Raw genomic sequence first — 17,106 nt, 5'->3', positions numbered from 1 at the left:
GGTCATCGCCTCTTTTGATTAGGCAATTTATCCGTAGGCGACTGCAACGCCACTTCATTTGCCAATTCGTTTGCGCGCACCAAATCATCTGCTGAATACATCTCATCTTGGAGCAACAAGTAAATAATTACCAAATGAATGATGTTCAACGCGTTTTCAGAAATACCCGCTGGATCAAATGGGTCGGCATCCAAAATGCGCAATTCCAGGTATTGCACACCTTCCGTGGCCATCGATTCCTTTGTCTCTGGTCCCTTAAAACGGACCGTACCATAGAACTCGTGGTTTGAATACAAATCGCCAGCCTGGATGTGCTGATCAATTTGTGCCAAATGATCCGTCAGGTTCGTCGCATAGTCGACCTGGATATTTGCATCGTTTGCAAACCCAAATTGACTCGTACGCAAAGAACGCACCGGATGATCGAGTTCTGGCAGGCGCGAATCAGTCGAATTCAAACTAAATGGCGTTGCACCAAACAAGTACACAAACAACCAACGATTAGCCGAAATTGCTTGCGCTAATTTGAAGTAGACGCAATTTTTGTACGTCACATAGTCAGTTTCATCGCTAAGCTCAAATAACTTTTGCAACAACGATTCTGGCAATGAGTAATTCAAGTGAAGGCCAGTAATGATTTCATGGGTTGAGCCATATTTATCTGTTAACCAATCGCGGTACTCACTAATCCATGGTCGATCAAACGTTTCATCGACCCATTGCAAATCGTCGGGCGTCAAACGTGGTGGCATACTCAATGGCCAAATCGTTTCGTTGTCAGCCATGTGGTCACGCAACACCCATTGCAATTGCAGCAACAAGTCGCGCGCCATTTCAAATGACGTCGCTGGCTCAGTGACGATTTCTGATTGGGTTTCGCTATAATCCGTTTGCAAATAAGGATGCGTGGCTCGCGGACCTAACGTACCCGGATATATGCGACGGATCAAGCGTCCTTCTTCCGTGACGCGATGCTCTTCGATTTCGATGCCAAAACGGCCACCCAGCAATTCGTGATATAAATCATTTTCAGCAACTAGCTTGCCAATTTCCAACTGGTTTTCTGCCATATTTCAAACGTGCTCTTCTGCAGTATTTAAAAATTATTATAAATCAATGAGATGACTTTAACAGCAAAATCTTTTTTGACCCTTTTTATTTGTCCACTTTTATAAAAGCGACTATTATAAGGCTTGAAAAAACAGACTGGAGTATGCACATGAAGATTGGAATTATCGGGGCAACCGGAATGGCCGGTTCTGCCTTTGTTATCGAAGGTTACCAACGCAGGCACCAAGTTACTGCAATCACACGTTCAGCTGGCAAGGTGACACGTATGTTTGGTAATGAAATCCCTTCTTTCGAACGTCAAAACTTCGAATTGACGCGCGAAGACCTAACACAATTTGATGTTATCATCGTCGCTTCGAACTTTACTCGCGCTAGTGATCACGTTCGTTTCGCCGAATATCTACACGACCAATTGGCTGGCACTGACGCCCCTATCGTCGTCTTCATTGTTGGTTCTTCAACTTTGCAAATGCCTGATGGATCAGTTATGGCTGATCGTCTAGGTTTGATGCGTGGACAAGCACCTTGGATTGAAGCAGCAATCGAGCAAGCTAACGAATACAAGTACTTGCAAACGGTTGATGATTTCGCCTGGATGGCAATCTCTCCACAACAAGCCTTTATACCAGGTCCTGCAACACCAACATACTTGAAGTCAGACGATGCTTTGATCTTTAACGCACGTGAGGAATCACGTGTTACGACTGGTACGTTGGCCAAGGCTTTGTATGATGAGTTGGAAGCTCCTACTCACATCCACGGTCGTTTCACGGCAGCTGACAAGTTCTAACAAAAATTTTACCGTGTCTATTTAAAACATATACAATCCAATCCAAAAATACGGTAATTAAAACTTACCGTTGTCGTTAGCCCACTTGTCTCGGGCCGGAATTTCTTCAATGATATCCCAGTGTTCTGCAATCTTGCCATCAGCAACACGGAATAGGTCGTAGAATGTCACTGCCTTACCGGCAAATTCACCATCCCCCATCGCCAATACAAAGTTTCCTTGGCCCAAGACCTTGAATACCTTGTCGTAAACCATGGCAACGCCTTGTTCAGCCATCGCTGCAAAGGCCGTTGTAAGGCCCGTCAAACCATCAGCAATGTCTGTATTGTGTTGGATGTAGTCTTCACCAGCAATGTATTCTGGTAGCTTCTCTGGCTTTTCACCACGCAAAACGTCGCGAACGAAGTCTGATACCAATTGCTTGTTGTCGTCAGTCTTGTCCAAATCAGTCACAACCGTTTCACCGTCGAATTGCGTGTGACCTGATGGGTTTGGTGCTACCACGTTAGCCACGTTATCCCAGTGTTCCGCAATCTTGTCACCTTCAAAGCGGAAAACATCAAAGGCAACTTGATCACCTGAACCGGCAAAGTTCACAACGTTTTGCAAAACGGCAAAGTCACCATCTTCAAATGAACGAACCGTTTCCAACGTTGTCTTCACAGGTGCTTCTTGCAAACCCTTAACTGCGCCAATAAACGCATCACGACCATCCCCAAAGTTCAAATTGTGTTGCTTGTAGGTAGGCAACGCACTTGCTTCAGCAACCGCGATATCACCTGAAACAAATGTACCAACCAATGCTTTTGCAATATCTGTATGGGTCATAATTTCGTACCTCCAAGTACTTTTTCAAAATCGTTCTTGTCTATGCCTATAATATATCGCACGCGGATAAATTGCATAAGTAGGCACTTTAAAGTGGCATAGTTTCCCTAAAGAAACTATTGTGTGATACATTAGCTTCACAGAAAAAAACAAGGAGACACCCAATGACGTTCAGTATCGACATGACCCCAGAAATTGCCGAGAAGCTCGTGACCCTTAACGAACTCCATCGCAATCGTTGGCGTCCAGACATCGTTAACCTCTTATTAGAGGAAGGGACGCTCCGCTTTAGCGAATTGCAAAAGAAGCTGGGCATCACGCAAAAAGTGCTGACTAGCAATTTGAAATGGCTAGAAGAAAACAAAATTGTGACCCGCACCGTTTATCCTGAATCCCCACCCCGCGTTGAATATTCATTAACTGACGTTGGGCAACAACTACAAGACGTTCATGAAGCGATGCGTATCTGGGCTGACTACTACGTGACTCACGTTAAATAGAAAAATGGCGCTACCTCGCAAGAAGTAGCGCCATTTTTTAGGCTTCTGTTCGTTGTTGTTTTTCAATTTGCCATAGTTGCCAAGCGTAAACAATAACCGTTCGCACAACTGCATAGAATGGCACAGCCAAAATCATACCAGCAATACCGGCAATGTTCCCAGCCGCCAACAGCAAGATAATGATCGTCAACGGGTGAATGTTTAGCGATGCACCCATGATGCGTGGATAGATTAAGTTACTATCGATTTGTTGCACAATCAACACCACCACAATGACCCAAACAACTTGCCAAATATCCTGGGTGAACGCCACAAAGATTGCGGGCACCAACCCAATATACGGTCCAACATATGGAATCAGGTTCGTTAGCCCAGCAAAGATACCAAGAAGTAGCGCGTAATTTTGCCCAATAATAAAGTAACCAATCGTCGTCGCCACACCAACGAAAATCATCTCAATGGCTTGTCCGCTGATATATTGCGCAATTGTCTTGTTTAAACGACCCAAAATCTCAGCGACGCGCCCCTCATTTCGGCCTGGGAATATTTTTTGCAGGAACGGCACTAATTTCTGTCCGTCATTCAACATATAAATCGTCATAACCGGGACGGTAACAGCCGTGATTGTTACACTGGTAATCGTCCCAATCAACGTACTCAAACTGCTTGCAGTGCCAGAGATAAATGTTTCACCGTACTTTTTCACTTGGGCTTGTAAATCCTGCAGATTAGCATTCACGCCAATGTCTTTCACCCAGTCTGTTTCGCTTAGTTGCGCAATCCAACTTTGCGATGTCCTAATCAATCCCGGCGCATTATCAACTAACTTACCAACTTGTGTCGCCAATGCTGGCACCAACGCCATAAACGCAGCAACAATCAAAGCGACTAGCAATACCATCACAATTGCGATTGATGCGACGCGATTCAAATGAAACTTGCCGACACGAACTTTTTCAAGCAGCCCAACAATCGGGTTCAACAAGTAATAGAAGAATCCCGATACAATCAGCGGCACAAACACTGCCCCGATAAATTTCCCAATCGGTTCGAGTATAAAACTCAACTGCGTTACAACCAAGATCAAGAGGGCAGCAGCCAATAATTCCACTGTCCAATACAAGAGTCGTGATTGTCTCAATTGCTGTAACACACGCCTACCTCTTTTCATTTTTTATAGTTTCCCCGCGATTGCCGACTAAAAAGTCGGCAACCTAATGAATTTCATTATACCAAAACGCGCCGCAAATGCCCGTTTATGGGCGTTGTGATTTTCTTCACTTATTAATTAAGTTTAACCTAACAAACAGTTGCACGTGACAATTGTCATGCGAACAAACTTTCCACAAGTTATCCACAGGCTTTTTGTGTAAAATAATAAGTATTAACATATCGAGGCATTTTATATGAAATTGCATACTAAAGATGGTAGCCAAATTGATTATCAAACATACGGCTCACCTACAAAACCAGCCTTGCTGTTATTACATGGTAACAACGGATCGCAACAAGACTTCAATGCCTACCTCCCCCTCTTTGCACATGACTTTTATGTCATTACGCAAGACGCGCGCGGGCACGGGCAATCAACGAATACCCAGTCGCAGCTCAATTACCAGCTGTTAGCCTCCGATTTGGAAGCATTGCGAATCGCAACTAATGTCTCGACGTGGAGCATCTTGGGATATAGCGACGGCGCCAACTTAGCATTGCGTTACACGCTGGATAATCCGACGCGTGTTCACGCATTAGTTTTGAACGCCCCTAATCTGACCATCAACGGATTAACAAAGCCAATTGTTCTGATTGCCAGTTGGATTGAATGGTTGTTAGGCAAGTTACGACATCTCCATCCATTCTTCGAGGCCCGTTGGCAACAAACCAGCCTCATGTTTAAAACACCTGGCATTTCCAAGCGCGATTTGCAGACGGTCATGGCGCCAACGCTTGTTTTAGTTGGTCAATTCGACTTCATCAAGCGACGCCACTCCCTAAACATCGCACACGCCTTGGGCAACGGCACACTATACGTCGCGCCATTCAAAACACATTTATTCATTCAATTTTCGCCGTTGGTTTTCTCAAACATCGTGCGTCAATTTCTTAAGGAGCACTAATTATGAAATCTAGTTTTCTAAATTTCAGGCGAATCTTCATTATCGGGGTCGCGTTCGTCGCATTGTTCGAGTTAGGAGCATTAATCAAACACATTCCGCCAGAAAGTATCGTCGCCATTTTGGCAGAATTACCCCTCAGCCTAACCATCAGTATCTTTTTGATCGGTTTAGTCGGCGCAAGCACTGGCGTCTTATCAGACTGGGTGCTACGCAAAATTTTTCAGGATAACGACGTCAACAACGCGCCACAAGGTCGCCAGTTTTGGTTCGAAAGTTGGACCGTCTCCAACTTAAACAATGCGTTCGGAATTGCCGACATCGTGATGAGCTGGTTGCGCGGGCGCCTGTTTAACAGCCGTTCCGTCCAAGAATCAGCCACAATCCGCCAACACTGGTGGCAAGGCACATTCGGTCTAGGTATCGCCAGCTTGTTAAGCTTCGCTGCGACACTTATCTTCTGGCCAAACGCGCCCGTTGCTGACTACGCCTTTATTTTGTTGATCGGTATGTTGCTACCATTCATCGGGGTTGCTGTCACAATTCGCAATTGGAAAACCCTCGCGTTTCCGGTCACAAAACGTCGATTCGCTCAGACGGTCGGCGCTTCATTATTCGAATGGCTCGGTAGCACGGCTGCATTCCTAGCATTCGGTGCCGTGATGCACCTTCCAACAACATTACTTGAGCTCGTGCCACTATTTATTGCCGCTCGCATCATTGGCCTCATTACGTTGGTGCCTGGTGGTTATGGTACATTCGATATCTTCATATTCTTCGGTTTGCAACATCTCGGTATCGATTCAGCAGTCGCATTCCTATGGATTATGTTCTACCGATTGGCCTACACGGCAATCCCTGGCATCATCGCCGTAATTGCAGGCATCAGTGGCGCTTTGGTTAATGTGAACACCTCATTCCGCGGTGTCCCAAGAATAATCGCCGGCTCAGTTATTCAAAAAGTTGATGCTTTCTTACTCTACTTAATGGGTATCGCCATGATTTTGGTTGGCGCACTGCCCGGCACGCTAGAATCAATTACATTCTTGCAACGCTTCAGTCCTTGGACGAGCAATTTCCTAACGCAAGTCCCTAACATTTTCTTGGGATTCATGTTGATTATGGCTGGACGTGGTATCGCCAGCAAAGTAAAGCGCGCCTACGTGCCAACACTCATTTTGCTAGCAATCACGTTTGTCTATGTCATCATTTCACGTAGTCATATCACACCAGTTATTCTGGTTGGCGCTTTATTCCTTGCCACATTATTCATCAAGCCACGTTTGACACGTGAGCAACTGGTGTACAGCTGGGAATCTCGTTTAATCGACGGCGCCATTTACAGCATTTTGTTTATCGCTTATCTGTTGATCGGACTGGCCAACTTGCCAGTTGTGTCAGCGCACTTCCATTTCCGCTCTACAGGGCTGTTGTTGTTGCCATCATTCCATTGGTGGGTGATTGGCTTCCTAACAATTGTCGCTGTGAGCCTTGGCGCGCTAGGATTTATCGCTTACTTGCAAGGCAAGCGTGAATTATTAGGTGAAGCACTCGATGAAGAACGTGTCGAAAAGGTCCTCGCAATCGGCGATAACCACTACACGAACCTCATTTTCTTGGGCGACAAGCGTCTCTTCTACTACCAACCAAAGGAAGGTGCTGAAGATTCCGTCGCCATTCAATTCCGTCTCATCAACAACAAGGCCGCCGTCATGAGTGATCCATTTGGTAACGCCGATGACTTCAAGGCTGCTATGAGCGCCTTTATCACCGAAGCCGACCGTCTGGGTTATATGCCAATTTTCTATGAGGTCTCAGAGCAAATCGCCATGATTGCCCACGAGTTTGGTTATAACTTCATGAAACTCGGTGAAGAAGCCCGCGTTGATACCGTGAATTTCAAGACCGCTGGTAAGAAATTTGCGAATATCCGTAGTGAAATCAACCAAGCGGCCGCGGCTGGCTTTGAATACGAAGTTCTGCAACCACCATTCAGCCCTGCGCTAATGACTGAGTTGCGCGCCATTTCAAACGAATGGTTGAACGGTCGTGAAGAAAAAGGTTATTCATTGGGGTTCTTCGATGATCATTACCTCCAGCGTGACGGCATTGGCGTTTTAAAGGCCCCTGACGGCCATATCGTCGCCTTTGCAACCTTGGTTACGTCTCACACGGAAAATCAAATGACCGTCGATCTCATGCGTTTCACGAAGGAATCACCAAACGGTACGATGGACGTGCTGTTCGTTAAGACTTTCGAATATGCCCGCGATGCCGGTTATCAGACGTTCAACCTTGGCATGTCGCCACTAGCTAACGTTGGCTTGTACCAACACAGTTTCATCCGCGAACGTATCGCCAACCTTATTTTCCAATTTGGTTCTGCGATTTACTCGTTCGAAGGTTTGCGTCATTACAAGCGTAAGTTCGCCAGCGATTGGCAACCTTACTACATTGCTTACTCAAACCACTCAAACATCATCTTCGTCATGATCGCTTTGTTGCTAATTGATAACCCTGGTGTTGAATTGGATTAACACAAAAAAAGCTGCCCGCTCTTAAATTTGAGCGGGCAGCTTTTTTGCGTTGTTCAAAATATTAAATGAATAGCGCAACAACCAAACCGATTGCCAAAGTCAATGAGATGACCACCGCATTCTTAATTGCTTGCGGAAAGTTTGGCTTAATTGGGTTCGCTTGGAAGGCTTTCGTGTTCTTCATAACGATTGGGAATGAGACCAACGTAATCAATGCCGGCCATGGCAAAATACGCAAAACGACCGCCAAAATCAAAACAATGTAACCAGCCAAATAAATCCAACCAAACACCTTAACGGCTCGTTCCTTACCAAGGTACCAAACCAACGTGTGACGATTCTCAGCCAGGTCTTCTTCGTAATCACCGATGTTATTTGCCAACATAATATCGCCGATCGCGAACCAAGAAATAGCTGATGCAACGATTGCGTGTAACACCAATTCAGTCGTAAATGTTGGCGCAACGTTCACGTAGGTTGCACTTAGGAAAATTAAATACCCCATTGTCAAACCAGAGGCTAATTCACCAAAAGGCGTACGTGACAATGGCAACGGCGTACCTGCATACCAGTATGCAACGACGAAACCAATCAGCCCCATCACCAACAATGGTATACCCGTTTGTGACACCAACCAAAGGCCACCAACTGCCACAATCAACACCAACCCAATCAACGTTGTCCATCCTTGGCGTGGTGTGATGCCACCCGAGCCAACAATGTTGTTCACACCGTTCTTCCATTCCTCACTTGTGGCTGACTTAAAGTCCTGCAAATTGTTCCAAACATTCACTGCCATCTGCAAGGCAAATGCAACGATCACAAACACAATCGCTAGCACCGCATTCATATGTTGATAAGTAATTGCCGCGTATAAGTTACCCAATACCAACGGCAATACACTCGCTACCAAAGATTGAATTTCAACGAATTTCAACCATGTTTTCAAAGTCATTCTCAAAAACCTCCAAAAAGTTTTTCCGACAATTCAGCTTACCCGAAGTACCCGCCGTAAGCAAGAAATACCGAGTTATCCACAGGGGTAGGGTAGGGGAAATCACGCCTTAATATTTATGTTGTATTATACAATTTCGCCAAACAAAGGCGTTTAAAGCAGGGTTTACACGTGTTACACGTTACATCTGTTGAACGGGGCGTTCAGTTAAAAATATAAAGGATTTTCACGTTTTCACACGACCAAAGCGGCCTTTTTACACGGTTACTCCGTATGCATTTATATGCAAAAACGTGTATGCAGTTTATGCATTTAGTTGCATATTGGTGCCCACGACGATATCAGATTTCGACGGTAACCAATGTCAAAAATCACCACCATTCGAAACGATCAGTCGCACAAAAAGCACAAACCATCCCCATCAAAAAGCAAGCCAAACACAACCAAAAATCCACCACCTTAAGCAACCAAAACAGCACCTCAAACACACACCGAAAAGCGACAAAAAAGACGTCAATCCGAACCCAAAAGCGGCGGATCAACGTCAAGCTGAAACACTAAATTTTAACTAACACAACGGTCGATTTAAGACCCCAAAAAGCAGATTGGTATACGTCGCTAAATTGCCTTAAAAATACGTCGTTCTGGCGACACATCAATCGCCTCAGACGTAACCGAATCAACCCGACCATACGGTGATGGCGACACACTCACCCCATTCACGAAGTCCTTCATCGCCACCTCATCACCCTGCGCTTCGATTCGAACAGAGCCATCTGAGGCATTCCAAACCACACCTGTAACACCCAAACGATCGGCCAAAATTTTCGTAAAATAGCGAAAACCAACCCCTTGAACACGCCCTGTCACAACGATGCTTTTTGCTTCTACCATAGCCTTTCCCCTATCAAAAAAGTCCCATGGATAACGGTTATCCATGGGACTATTATAGCGTTTTACTTCTTCTCAGTGGTCAAATCAGAACCGAAGTACTTCTCTGACAACTTCTTCATTGTGCCATCCTTTTGCAAAGACTTTTCTGCCTTTGTAATTGCAGCGGCCAACTTCTTATCCTTCTTATCAAGCATAGGTGCAGCAGTCGTCTCACCCAAAGCCTTCGTTACCTTAGCTTGCAAATCCGTCTTTGGGTGGGCCTTCTTGTAAACGCCCCATGAATCTTGTGAGTTCAACGTCACGTCAGCCTTACCTGAATCAACCAAGTCCAACGCTTCCGCAAAACCAGGTGCTGACACAATCGTTGCCCCAGCCTTAGTAGCAACTTGACCGAAGTCAGATGATGACGTTTGTGCCGCCTTCTTACCCTTCAAATCGCTGTAATCCTTAATCTTTGAACCCTTCTTCGTGATCATTACTGACTCAGTGAACAAGTATTCTTGCGCAAATGCGTAAGCCTTCTTACGTTCTGGCGTGATTGACATGTTGTTAAACACAACATCGTACTTCTTAGCATCCAAACCGGCTACCAATGAGTCGAACTTTGTTTGAACAAACACTGGCTTCAACTTCATCTTCTTAGCAACAGCCTTAACCAACTCAACTTCAAATCCAGTTAACTTACCTGAATCGCTACGGTATGAGAATGGTGCGTATGTTCCTTCCAAACCAACGGTCAACTTACCCTTAGTCTTCAATTCACTCTTGTATGATGCTGCTGAAACAGTCGTTGCTGATGCGACAACACCGCCAATCATACCTGCTGCAACCAATGCAACAGACGTCTTCATAATCTTGTTCATTCTTATACCCTCGCCTACATAGCTGTATTTATCATTAGTGTTGATCCCAAACTATACGTCACAAACATCACAGTAAATGCAATATTGAGTCGCATTGCCCAGTAGCGCTTACGATAATTAACTGATGAAACAATCATATCGTTAACTTCCTCAACTTTTATTCTGTTGAGTGAGTATATGCGCGTCTTTTTATTTGCGCAAACGAAAAAGGAATCATTTCGGTTACTTTCAAATAATAACCAAAACGATCCCTAAATTGCAAATGCTAAATCTTACTTAATTGGATTACTGTAATCAGCATCCAAATACTTTTCTGAAATCTTCTTCATCATGCCTTCCTTACGAAGCTCGTGCTCAGCCTTCGTAACTGCCTTATCAAGGGCAACAGACTTCTTGTTCATCATAGGTGCAGCCCCAGTTGCAGGCATGTACTTTGATGGTGAAGGGATGGCAATCAAATCCGTATCAGGGTGCGCCTTCTTGTAAACTCCCCAGGCTACTGCATCATTCAAAGTTGCGTCTGCATGCCCGTTTTCAACCGTGGCAATCGCTTCAGCAAATCCTGGTACAGCAACATTTGTAGATCCTAGCTTCTCGGCGTACTTCACATAGTTACCAATTGCTGATTGAGCAGTCTTCTTGCCCTTGATATCAGTAACTTGCTTGATACCTGAATCCTTCTTCGTAACGACAACTCCCCCAGTATAAATGTATTCCGAACCATAACGGAACACCTTCATACGTGCTGGCGTCACACCCATATCATTCAAAATGATATCGTATTTGTGGTCTTGTAGACCTGCAACCAGTGAATCCCACTTTGTTGGTACGAAGGCGACCTTAACTCCCATCTTCTTACCAATTTCCTTGGCCATATCCACATCAATTCCCGTTAGCTTACCTGAATCAGTACGGTATGAATATGGTGCATACGTACCTTCCAAACCAACAGTCAGTTGATCCTTGTGAAGGAGGCCGAGGTTCTTAGTAGAATCCGCATTAGCGGTTACACACCCCGGCGCTCAACAATGTTCCTGCGGCAAATACCGCTGCGACTAGCTTAATCCCGTTAAAGCTGTGCTTTTGCATAATTATCTTACGCCCTTTCAAAAAGTATGTTGCATAGCATAAACCCACTTTGCCATGGTTGTCAAATACCTTTTTAATGTTTATTTAATTCAGCGCCGAGAATTTCTTATCCTAAAACGCTTGCATTTAGTCAGTGATGTCTCTAAAATGAAACACAACAAAGACTAATTAAAAAAGACGGAAGGAAAGTTAACCATGATGACGATCAACACACAAATTAATGTTGCTTGCATCAGCCTAGCGCGTTACTCGCGGTAGGTCGTTTTGGTGAACTTATCATTCCGATGAACCGTTAAGAAGAGCGCGCTAGGCCTTTCCTGTGTCACACAGAAACTGTCGGCGCGCTCTTTTTTGCGCTCATCCTCAGAAAGGGAATCTTCATGTTTGAATTTATTGCCAAGTATGCCCCACAATTGATTATGGCGGGTATCAAGTACACTGTGCCTCTAGCACTTATCTCATTTGTCATCGCCGTTATCATCGCGGCAATTGTTGCGATGCTCCGTTCATACGTACCGCACGCAACCGGTATCAAGTCAATTGGTTGGCGCATTTTGAAGTTCATCCTTTGGTTCTACGTTTGGTTGTTCCGTTCAACACCAATGTTGGTCCAATTGTTCGTGGTCTTCTATGGATTGCCTAAGCTGGGTATTAGCTGGCTATCTCCTTCTGGATGGGCCGCTGCCATCTGGGTATTGTCATTGAACACGGCCGCATACGCCTCAGAAGCAATCCGCGCCGCTATTTCATCAATTCCTGATACACAACGCGAAGCTGGTGCAGCGCTTGGTATGACTGATTCACAAATTTTCTTGCGCATCATCCTGCCACAAGCTGCTCGTATTTCAATTCCAACGTTGGCAAACTCATTCATTTCTTTGGTTAAGGATACGTCATTGGCATCTGTTGTCACGATTGTCGAGATGTTCTACCTCTCACAACAATTGGCCGCTGCCAACTTCGAACCATTGCAAATGTACTTGCTAGTCGCTGCAATTTACGCACTATTCGTCTCAATTTTGTCTATTCCACAACGCTACATCCAACGATGGGCTGATCGTTTCGTAAAGGTACAAGGGTAATTAATTATGTTGAAGTTAGAACACATTGATAAGCAATACGCTGAACACCATGCGCTAAAAGATATCAACGTGACGTTCAATCCACATGAAGCGACGGTTATTGTCGGACCTTCTGGTTCAGGTAAGTCAACGTTGCTTCGCTCACTTAACCTGCTAGAGCACCCCGATTCAGGTTTGTACACGTTGGATGATCGTACGATTGATTTGAGCCAACCAATCACAACTGAGACGTTGCTTTGGGTTCGTCGCAAGACTGGTATGGTTTTCCAACAACCACGTATGTTTGATCACCTAACAATCTTAGGTAACATTATTGAGGCGCCCGTGCACGTCTTGAAGCAAAACAAGGCCGAGGCAATCGCAAAGGCGCACGAGTTGCTACAAGCTGTTAATTTGGATAACACGGCTGATCGTTACCCTTACCAACTATCTGGTGGTCAAACGCAACGTGTTGCTATCGCCCGTGCTTTGGCGATGTCACCTGATTATCTTTTGCTTGATGAGCCAACCTCTGCCTTGGACCCTGAATTGGAAGCACAAGTTTTGCGTGTCTTGAATGGTTTGGCAAAGGATGACCAATCAATGATTATCGTGACACACAACATGGAATTCGCACGTGAAGCAGCCGATCGCATGTTGTTCTTGGAAGATGGTGAAATTGTGTTTGATGGTACACCAGCTGAGTTCTTCAGTGAGCCAACTGACCGTATCAAGCACTTCCTAAACGCATTCAAATTTGAAGATTAATCACGTGTTTCACGTGAAACAAAAAGCCTTCGAGAAAAATTTCTCGAAGGCTTTTTGTTACTTCTTAACTGGCAATTGTAGTTGCCAACGTTCATTAAAGAACTTGCGGTAGGCCATGAAACTAGCAAAAACGGATGAAATACCGGTCGCTGAAAGCAACATGAACACAACCATGATTTGATACTTAATGGCGTGAATTGGATCAACACCCGCCATAATCAAACCAGACATCATACCTGGCAATGACACCAAACCATACGTACGCACCGTATCAATTGTTGGTTGCATACCAGTACGGATAGCCTCATGCACAATGCTATTAGCAGCAAGCTTAGGCGAACCACCCAAGGCCAAACGCTCAAAGACTTGACCTTGTTGATCACGGAATTGTTGATTCAAACTACGATAAACCAGTCCGACCGCCGTCATTGAGTTTCCGGCAACCATACCTGTGACTGGAATCATTTGATAAGGTTCGAATTTCAGAACGCCCGTCAAAACCAAGATACTCATTGTCACTGTCGTTGATAGGAGCAAGCCCCACCAAGAGATATAGAACGCACCAGGAATCCCTTGGCTACGCTTCTTTCCATTGCGGGCAGCATTATAAACAATGAATAGTTGCATCACAATTGTGACCAACCAGTTATCCAAGTTGAAGATAAACTTCAATAGGTACCCAACAATAATCAGTTGGATAATCGCGCGGGCAACCGAAATAATCGTATCCTTTTCGAGTCCTAATTTCTGACGATAACTAATCCCCGATGAGATAACAACTAACACAAACGCAAGGGCGAGCGACCAGTTGCTAACATTAATTTGACTATTCATGCGTCAACACCCCCTCACCCTCGTGCAACGTCAACACAGTTTGTGCTTCAGCGATTTCTTGCTCATCGTGCGTGACTGACAAGACAATGTTATGCTCGCGGTCATGTAAAGCGTGAATAGCTTGCCAAATTGCTTGCTTCGTTTCACTATCCAAACCAGTTGAAATTTCATCTAATAACAAAACCTTTGGTGGAAATAGCAAATTGCGCAGCACACCAATACGTTGGCGTTCACCACCTGACAATTCTGAAACTGCCTTATCAAGATAAGACTCAGGCAAGCCCATCTTCACCAAACCATCACGTTGGGTGGCTTCATTCACCGTTTCTTGGCGCACCAAAAACGGAAAATCTAAATTATCACGCACCGTCTCACCAAATAGTTGGGCCGATTGCGTCGCGTATGAAATTTGTTGGCGCACCGTTCCGATTGGCATAGTTGTCGTACTGGTATCATCCAACACGACCTCACCATCAGTGGCATCTTGCAGCCCAGCGATAATCTTCAATAGTGTACTTTTACCTGTTCCTGACGGCCCCACTACCGTCACCCAATCACCAGATGAAAGCTTCAAATTTAAGTCTTTCAAAATCGTCCGGCCATCTACCAGATAATTAACATGTTTCAATTCTAACGTTGTCATGACTATCCCCCCACATTAAACCTAATGACATTGTAAACCAAAAAGCGCCGATGCACCTGGCACCAACGCTTTTTAATCAATTTTCTTCTTCATTTAAGACAATTCCTTGCTCCACAACTGGCAAGATTTCTTGCCACGTTGTTTCGAACAATGTTTTAAACAAATTATCATCCCACTTGTCTGCAAAAAATGGGTGATAGAAATATGTAAATGTCTGCATGATAGTCATGCCACGCTGATTACGGAATGTATCCCAGGCCATGATGTTTTCCACGGCCAGCGCAAAATCCTGCAAACGTGGATCAAGCAACACATCTCGGTTAGCCAATTGTTCTTCGTAAAAAGCCATCATCTCAGGCTCACGGCTAAATCCTTCGCGTCGACGTGATGCCAACAACCACAACCAATCGTGCAAGGCTGTGACACGCTCTTCTTCAGGTGCGCGAACATTCGCTTCCCAAACCGGACCATCAACTTGCTCCAGCCAAGCCGTATTCATCGCTTCAAAAAGCGCCTCTTTATTCGCAAAATGCTTGTACAAAGCCGCCGGCGTAATATCCAACTTTCGGGCAACGTCAGCTAATCGTGACTTTTCAAAACCCTTTTCGTCGAGAACTGCTCGTGCGGCATCAAAAATGGACTCTGTCGTCACTTTCGCCATGGCGTTCACCTCCGTTCTGTTGTTTATTATAGCCGAACCTTAAAAAAGTGCCTAATTTTTTAAACTTCTCAATATTTTTGTTATCATTAAGGAGTAGTTGTGTAACTTATTTTTATTTAGTAACGTTACACGTCGATGCACCTAATCAATTTAATAGGAGTGTGAAATTTAATGACTATTTCATCATTGACTGATACTTACACGCTTTCAAACGGTGTTAAGATCCCCGTTGTGGGATTCGGAACTTGGCAAACGCCTGATGGTGATGTGGCCTACCAAAGCACGTTGGATGCTTTGGCTGCCGGCTACCGTCACATCGATACGGCCGCTGCTTACGGTAACGAAGAATCAATCGGACGTGCTTTGAAGGATTCAGGCATTGCCCGCGAAGATATCTTCGTAACGTCAAAGTTGTGGAACGACATGCACGGATACGAGTCAGCTAAGCAAGCTTTGGAAGACACGTTGAAGCGCTTGGACTTGGAGTACTTGGACTTGTACTTGATCCACTGGCCAAACCCAAAGGCTAACCGCGAAAACTGGGCCGAAGCTAATGCTGAGACTTGGCGTGCGATGGAAGAAGCCTACGAGGCTGGTAAGGTCCGTGCAATCGGTATCTCAAACTTCCAAGTACACCACTTCGAAGAATTGTTGAAGACGGCTAAGGTTACGCCTATGGTTAACCAATTGTTCGTTAACCCTTCTGACATGGAAGCCGAAATCGTTGCCTTCAACAACGACCACAACGTTTTGACTGAAGCTTACTCACCATTGGGAACGGGTAAGATGTTGACGGTCGCTGCAATTCAAGAAGTTGCCGACAAGTACAACAAGTCAGTTGCCCAAGTTGCATTGCGCTGGTCATTGCAACACGGCTTCTTGCCATTGCCAAAGTCAACGCACAAGGAGCGTATCGTTGAAAACGGTCAACTCTTTGACTTTGAGTTGTCTGCTGAAGACATGGCAACGTTGGACAAGCTTGAAGGTGTTGCTGGTACGCACAACGACGCTGACAAGACAAACTTCTAATTATGCATAACAAAACGCCCCTAACTGAAAAGTTAGGGGCGTTTTTGTCTGTAAGGAATGATTCAATTGAATGATTTCTTGCTCGTCAGGTGGTTCTCTCACCAACCACCCAACGATATTGATATATGATTACTTCTTAAAACCAAAAGCGACTGTACCGACGCCTACGGCCAACAAAGCAACAACGGCTAGAACAACATCTAACTCAACTTCCCACGTTGAGGCGTTGCCCTCAGCGCTAAATAGCAACATCAATGCTGCAAACACAGCAATCGTTACGATAGCGGCAATAGCTGACGCCTTTGCTGACATCACATACTTCATCTCTTGCATTATTCAAACCTCTCACAAATATAAATCTCACACGAGTATTTATTATAACCGTTACTTACTTTTATTCAAGAGCGAAAGGAAAAAGTCGTCCACAATAAAAGATACCTAAGTTAACTAATTTTGTTCCACATGAAAC

18 protein-coding genes are annotated in these 17,106 nt (G+C 44.9%); 7 read left to right on the top strand and 11 right to left on the bottom strand.

Going from position 1 to position 17,106, the window contains the following annotated elements; all coding sequences use genetic code 11:
* Positions 1-2: 2 nt before the first annotated feature.
* Positions 3-1,070 carry a glutamate--cysteine ligase gene (locus tag C6P11_RS00475; RefSeq protein WP_245299701.1) on the bottom strand — a complete coding sequence of 356 codons (1,068 nt, stop codon included), beginning with the start codon at positions 1,068-1,070 and terminating at the stop codon, positions 3-5.
* Positions 1,071-1,219: 149 nt separating this feature from the next.
* Between C6P11_RS00475 and C6P11_RS00470 the strand changes: the two genes are divergently transcribed.
* On the top strand, positions 1,220-1,861 hold the full coding sequence (locus tag C6P11_RS00470; RefSeq protein ID WP_135517939.1) for an NAD(P)-dependent oxidoreductase: 642 nt from the start codon (positions 1,220-1,222) through the stop codon (positions 1,859-1,861).
* Positions 1,862-1,918: 57 nt separating this feature from the next.
* Here C6P11_RS00470 and C6P11_RS00465 read toward each other — a convergent pair whose 3' ends face one another.
* Positions 1,919-2,689 (bottom strand): nuclear transport factor 2 family protein, encoded by a 771-nt coding sequence (locus tag C6P11_RS00465; RefSeq protein WP_135517938.1) that lies wholly within the window; start codon positions 2,687-2,689, stop codon positions 1,919-1,921.
* A gap of 164 nt (positions 2,690-2,853) precedes the next feature.
* On the opposite strand from C6P11_RS00465, the gene C6P11_RS00460 reads away from it, so the two are divergent.
* Positions 2,854-3,189 carry a winged helix-turn-helix transcriptional regulator gene (locus tag C6P11_RS00460; protein WP_135517937.1) on the top strand — a complete coding sequence of 112 codons (336 nt, stop codon included), beginning with the start codon at positions 2,854-2,856 and terminating at the stop codon, positions 3,187-3,189.
* A 37-nt stretch (positions 3,190-3,226) separates the two neighbouring features.
* On the opposite strand, the gene C6P11_RS00455 is transcribed toward C6P11_RS00460, so the two are convergent.
* Entirely contained in the window at positions 3,227-4,342 is a 1,116-nt protein-coding gene (locus C6P11_RS00455) for an AI-2E family transporter (RefSeq protein ID WP_135517936.1), read from the bottom strand.
* A 253-nt stretch (positions 4,343-4,595) separates the two neighbouring features.
* Between C6P11_RS00455 and C6P11_RS00450 the strand changes: the two genes are divergently transcribed.
* Both C6P11_RS00450 and mprF read left to right on the top strand, forming a co-directional pair.
* Positions 4,596-5,306, top strand: a complete 711-nt coding sequence (locus tag C6P11_RS00450; RefSeq protein WP_135517935.1) for an alpha/beta fold hydrolase — start codon at positions 4,596-4,598, stop codon at positions 5,304-5,306.
* Between the two features lie 2 nt (positions 5,307-5,308).
* Positions 5,309-7,840 carry a bifunctional lysylphosphatidylglycerol flippase/synthetase MprF gene (gene mprF, locus C6P11_RS00445; RefSeq protein ID WP_135517934.1) on the top strand — a complete coding sequence of 844 codons (2,532 nt, stop codon included), beginning with the start codon at positions 5,309-5,311 and terminating at the stop codon, positions 7,838-7,840.
* Between the two features lie 61 nt (positions 7,841-7,901).
* Here mprF and C6P11_RS00440 read toward each other — a convergent pair whose 3' ends face one another.
* From C6P11_RS00440 to C6P11_RS00425, 4 genes are all read right to left on the bottom strand, one after another.
* A complete protein-coding gene (locus C6P11_RS00440) occupies positions 7,902-8,795 on the bottom strand; it encodes a prenyltransferase (RefSeq protein ID WP_135517933.1) in 894 nt (297 codons plus the stop codon).
* 618 nt (positions 8,796-9,413) lie between these two features.
* Entirely contained in the window at positions 9,414-9,689 is a 276-nt protein-coding gene (locus C6P11_RS00435) for an acylphosphatase (protein WP_135517932.1), read from the bottom strand.
* A gap of 62 nt (positions 9,690-9,751) precedes the next feature.
* Entirely contained in the window at positions 9,752-10,552 is an 801-nt protein-coding gene (locus C6P11_RS00430) for a transporter substrate-binding domain-containing protein (protein ID WP_135517931.1), read from the bottom strand.
* Positions 10,553-10,824: 272 nt separating this feature from the next.
* Positions 10,825-11,496, bottom strand: a complete 672-nt coding sequence (locus tag C6P11_RS00425) for a transporter substrate-binding domain-containing protein (protein WP_135517930.1) — start codon at positions 11,494-11,496, stop codon at positions 10,825-10,827.
* A 525-nt stretch (positions 11,497-12,021) separates the two neighbouring features.
* Between C6P11_RS00425 and C6P11_RS00420 the strand changes: the two genes are divergently transcribed.
* Both C6P11_RS00420 and C6P11_RS00415 read left to right on the top strand, forming a co-directional pair.
* Entirely contained in the window at positions 12,022-12,723 is a 702-nt protein-coding gene (locus tag C6P11_RS00420; RefSeq protein WP_056972846.1) for an amino acid ABC transporter permease, read from the top strand.
* 6 nt (positions 12,724-12,729) lie between these two features.
* Positions 12,730-13,470: an amino acid ABC transporter ATP-binding protein gene (locus C6P11_RS00415; protein ID WP_135517929.1), complete on the top strand. Its 741-nt coding sequence runs from the start codon at positions 12,730-12,732 to the stop codon at positions 13,468-13,470.
* 57 nt (positions 13,471-13,527) lie between these two features.
* Here C6P11_RS00415 and C6P11_RS00410 read toward each other — a convergent pair whose 3' ends face one another.
* The 3 genes from C6P11_RS00410 to C6P11_RS00400 form a co-directional block, all read right to left on the bottom strand.
* Positions 13,528-14,304 carry an ABC transporter permease gene (locus C6P11_RS00410; protein ID WP_135517928.1) on the bottom strand — a complete coding sequence of 259 codons (777 nt, stop codon included), beginning with the start codon at positions 14,302-14,304 and terminating at the stop codon, positions 13,528-13,530.
* Positions 14,297-14,947 carry an ABC transporter ATP-binding protein gene (locus tag C6P11_RS00405; RefSeq protein ID WP_135517927.1) on the bottom strand — a complete coding sequence of 217 codons (651 nt, stop codon included), beginning with the start codon at positions 14,945-14,947 and terminating at the stop codon, positions 14,297-14,299. The genes C6P11_RS00410 and C6P11_RS00405 overlap by 8 nt, the downstream gene beginning before the upstream one ends.
* Positions 14,948-15,023: 76 nt before the next feature.
* Positions 15,024-15,608 carry a TetR/AcrR family transcriptional regulator gene (locus tag C6P11_RS00400; RefSeq protein ID WP_135517926.1) on the bottom strand — a complete coding sequence of 195 codons (585 nt, stop codon included), beginning with the start codon at positions 15,606-15,608 and terminating at the stop codon, positions 15,024-15,026.
* A gap of 171 nt (positions 15,609-15,779) precedes the next feature.
* On the opposite strand from C6P11_RS00400, the gene C6P11_RS00395 reads away from it, so the two are divergent.
* A complete protein-coding gene (locus C6P11_RS00395; RefSeq protein ID WP_135517925.1) occupies positions 15,780-16,637 on the top strand; it encodes an aldo/keto reductase in 858 nt (285 codons plus the stop codon).
* Between the two features lie 129 nt (positions 16,638-16,766).
* Here the strand turns inward: C6P11_RS00395 and C6P11_RS00390 are convergent, their stop codons facing one another.
* Positions 16,767-16,970, bottom strand: a complete 204-nt coding sequence (locus tag C6P11_RS00390; protein WP_135517924.1) for a hypothetical protein — start codon at positions 16,968-16,970, stop codon at positions 16,767-16,769.
* Between the last annotated feature and the right edge of the window lie 136 nt (positions 16,971-17,106).

Source organism: Weissella confusa, from assembly GCF_004766315.1.
GTDB lineage: Bacteria > Bacillota > Bacilli > Lactobacillales > Lactobacillaceae > Weissella > Weissella confusa_A.
Note: the sequence above shows the minus strand (reverse complement) of the source record. Positions and strands in the feature narration are given on the sequence as shown.

Bases quoted from the DNA above. Each gene is read 5' to 3' on its own strand.
- C6P11_RS00440 (WP_135517933.1), bottom strand. From the start codon at position 8,795: ATGACTTTGAAAACATGGTTGAAATTCGTTGAAATTCAATCTTTGGTA.
- C6P11_RS00410 (WP_135517928.1), bottom strand. From the start codon at position 14,304: ATGAATAGTCAAATTAATGTTAGCAACTGGTCGCTCGCCCTTGCGTTT.
- C6P11_RS00420 (WP_056972846.1), top strand. From the start codon at position 12,022: ATGTTTGAATTTATTGCCAAGTATGCCCCACAATTGATTATGGCGGGT.
- C6P11_RS00400 (WP_135517926.1), bottom strand. From the start codon at position 15,608: ATGGCGAAAGTGACGACAGAGTCCATTTTTGATGCCGCACGAGCAGTT.
- C6P11_RS00475 (WP_245299701.1), bottom strand. From the start codon at position 1,070: ATGGCAGAAAACCAGTTGGAAATTGGCAAGCTAGTTGCTGAAAATGAT.
- C6P11_RS00435 (WP_135517932.1), bottom strand. From the start codon at position 9,689: ATGGTAGAAGCAAAAAGCATCGTTGTGACAGGGCGTGTTCAAGGGGTT.
- mprF (WP_135517934.1), top strand. From the start codon at position 5,309: ATGAAATCTAGTTTTCTAAATTTCAGGCGAATCTTCATTATCGGGGTC.
- C6P11_RS00390 (WP_135517924.1), bottom strand. From the start codon at position 16,970: ATGCAAGAGATGAAGTATGTGATGTCAGCAAAGGCGTCAGCTATTGCC.
- C6P11_RS00395 (WP_135517925.1), top strand. From the start codon at position 15,780: ATGACTATTTCATCATTGACTGATACTTACACGCTTTCAAACGGTGTT.
- C6P11_RS00460 (WP_135517937.1), top strand. From the start codon at position 2,854: ATGACGTTCAGTATCGACATGACCCCAGAAATTGCCGAGAAGCTCGTG.
- C6P11_RS00430 (WP_135517931.1), bottom strand. From the start codon at position 10,552: ATGAACAAGATTATGAAGACGTCTGTTGCATTGGTTGCAGCAGGTATG.
- C6P11_RS00415 (WP_135517929.1), top strand. From the start codon at position 12,730: ATGTTGAAGTTAGAACACATTGATAAGCAATACGCTGAACACCATGCG.
- C6P11_RS00405 (WP_135517927.1), bottom strand. From the start codon at position 14,947: ATGACAACGTTAGAATTGAAACATGTTAATTATCTGGTAGATGGCCGG.
- C6P11_RS00465 (WP_135517938.1), bottom strand. From the start codon at position 2,689: ATGACCCATACAGATATTGCAAAAGCATTGGTTGGTACATTTGTTTCA.
- C6P11_RS00470 (WP_135517939.1), top strand. From the start codon at position 1,220: ATGAAGATTGGAATTATCGGGGCAACCGGAATGGCCGGTTCTGCCTTT.
- C6P11_RS00450 (WP_135517935.1), top strand. From the start codon at position 4,596: ATGAAATTGCATACTAAAGATGGTAGCCAAATTGATTATCAAACATAC.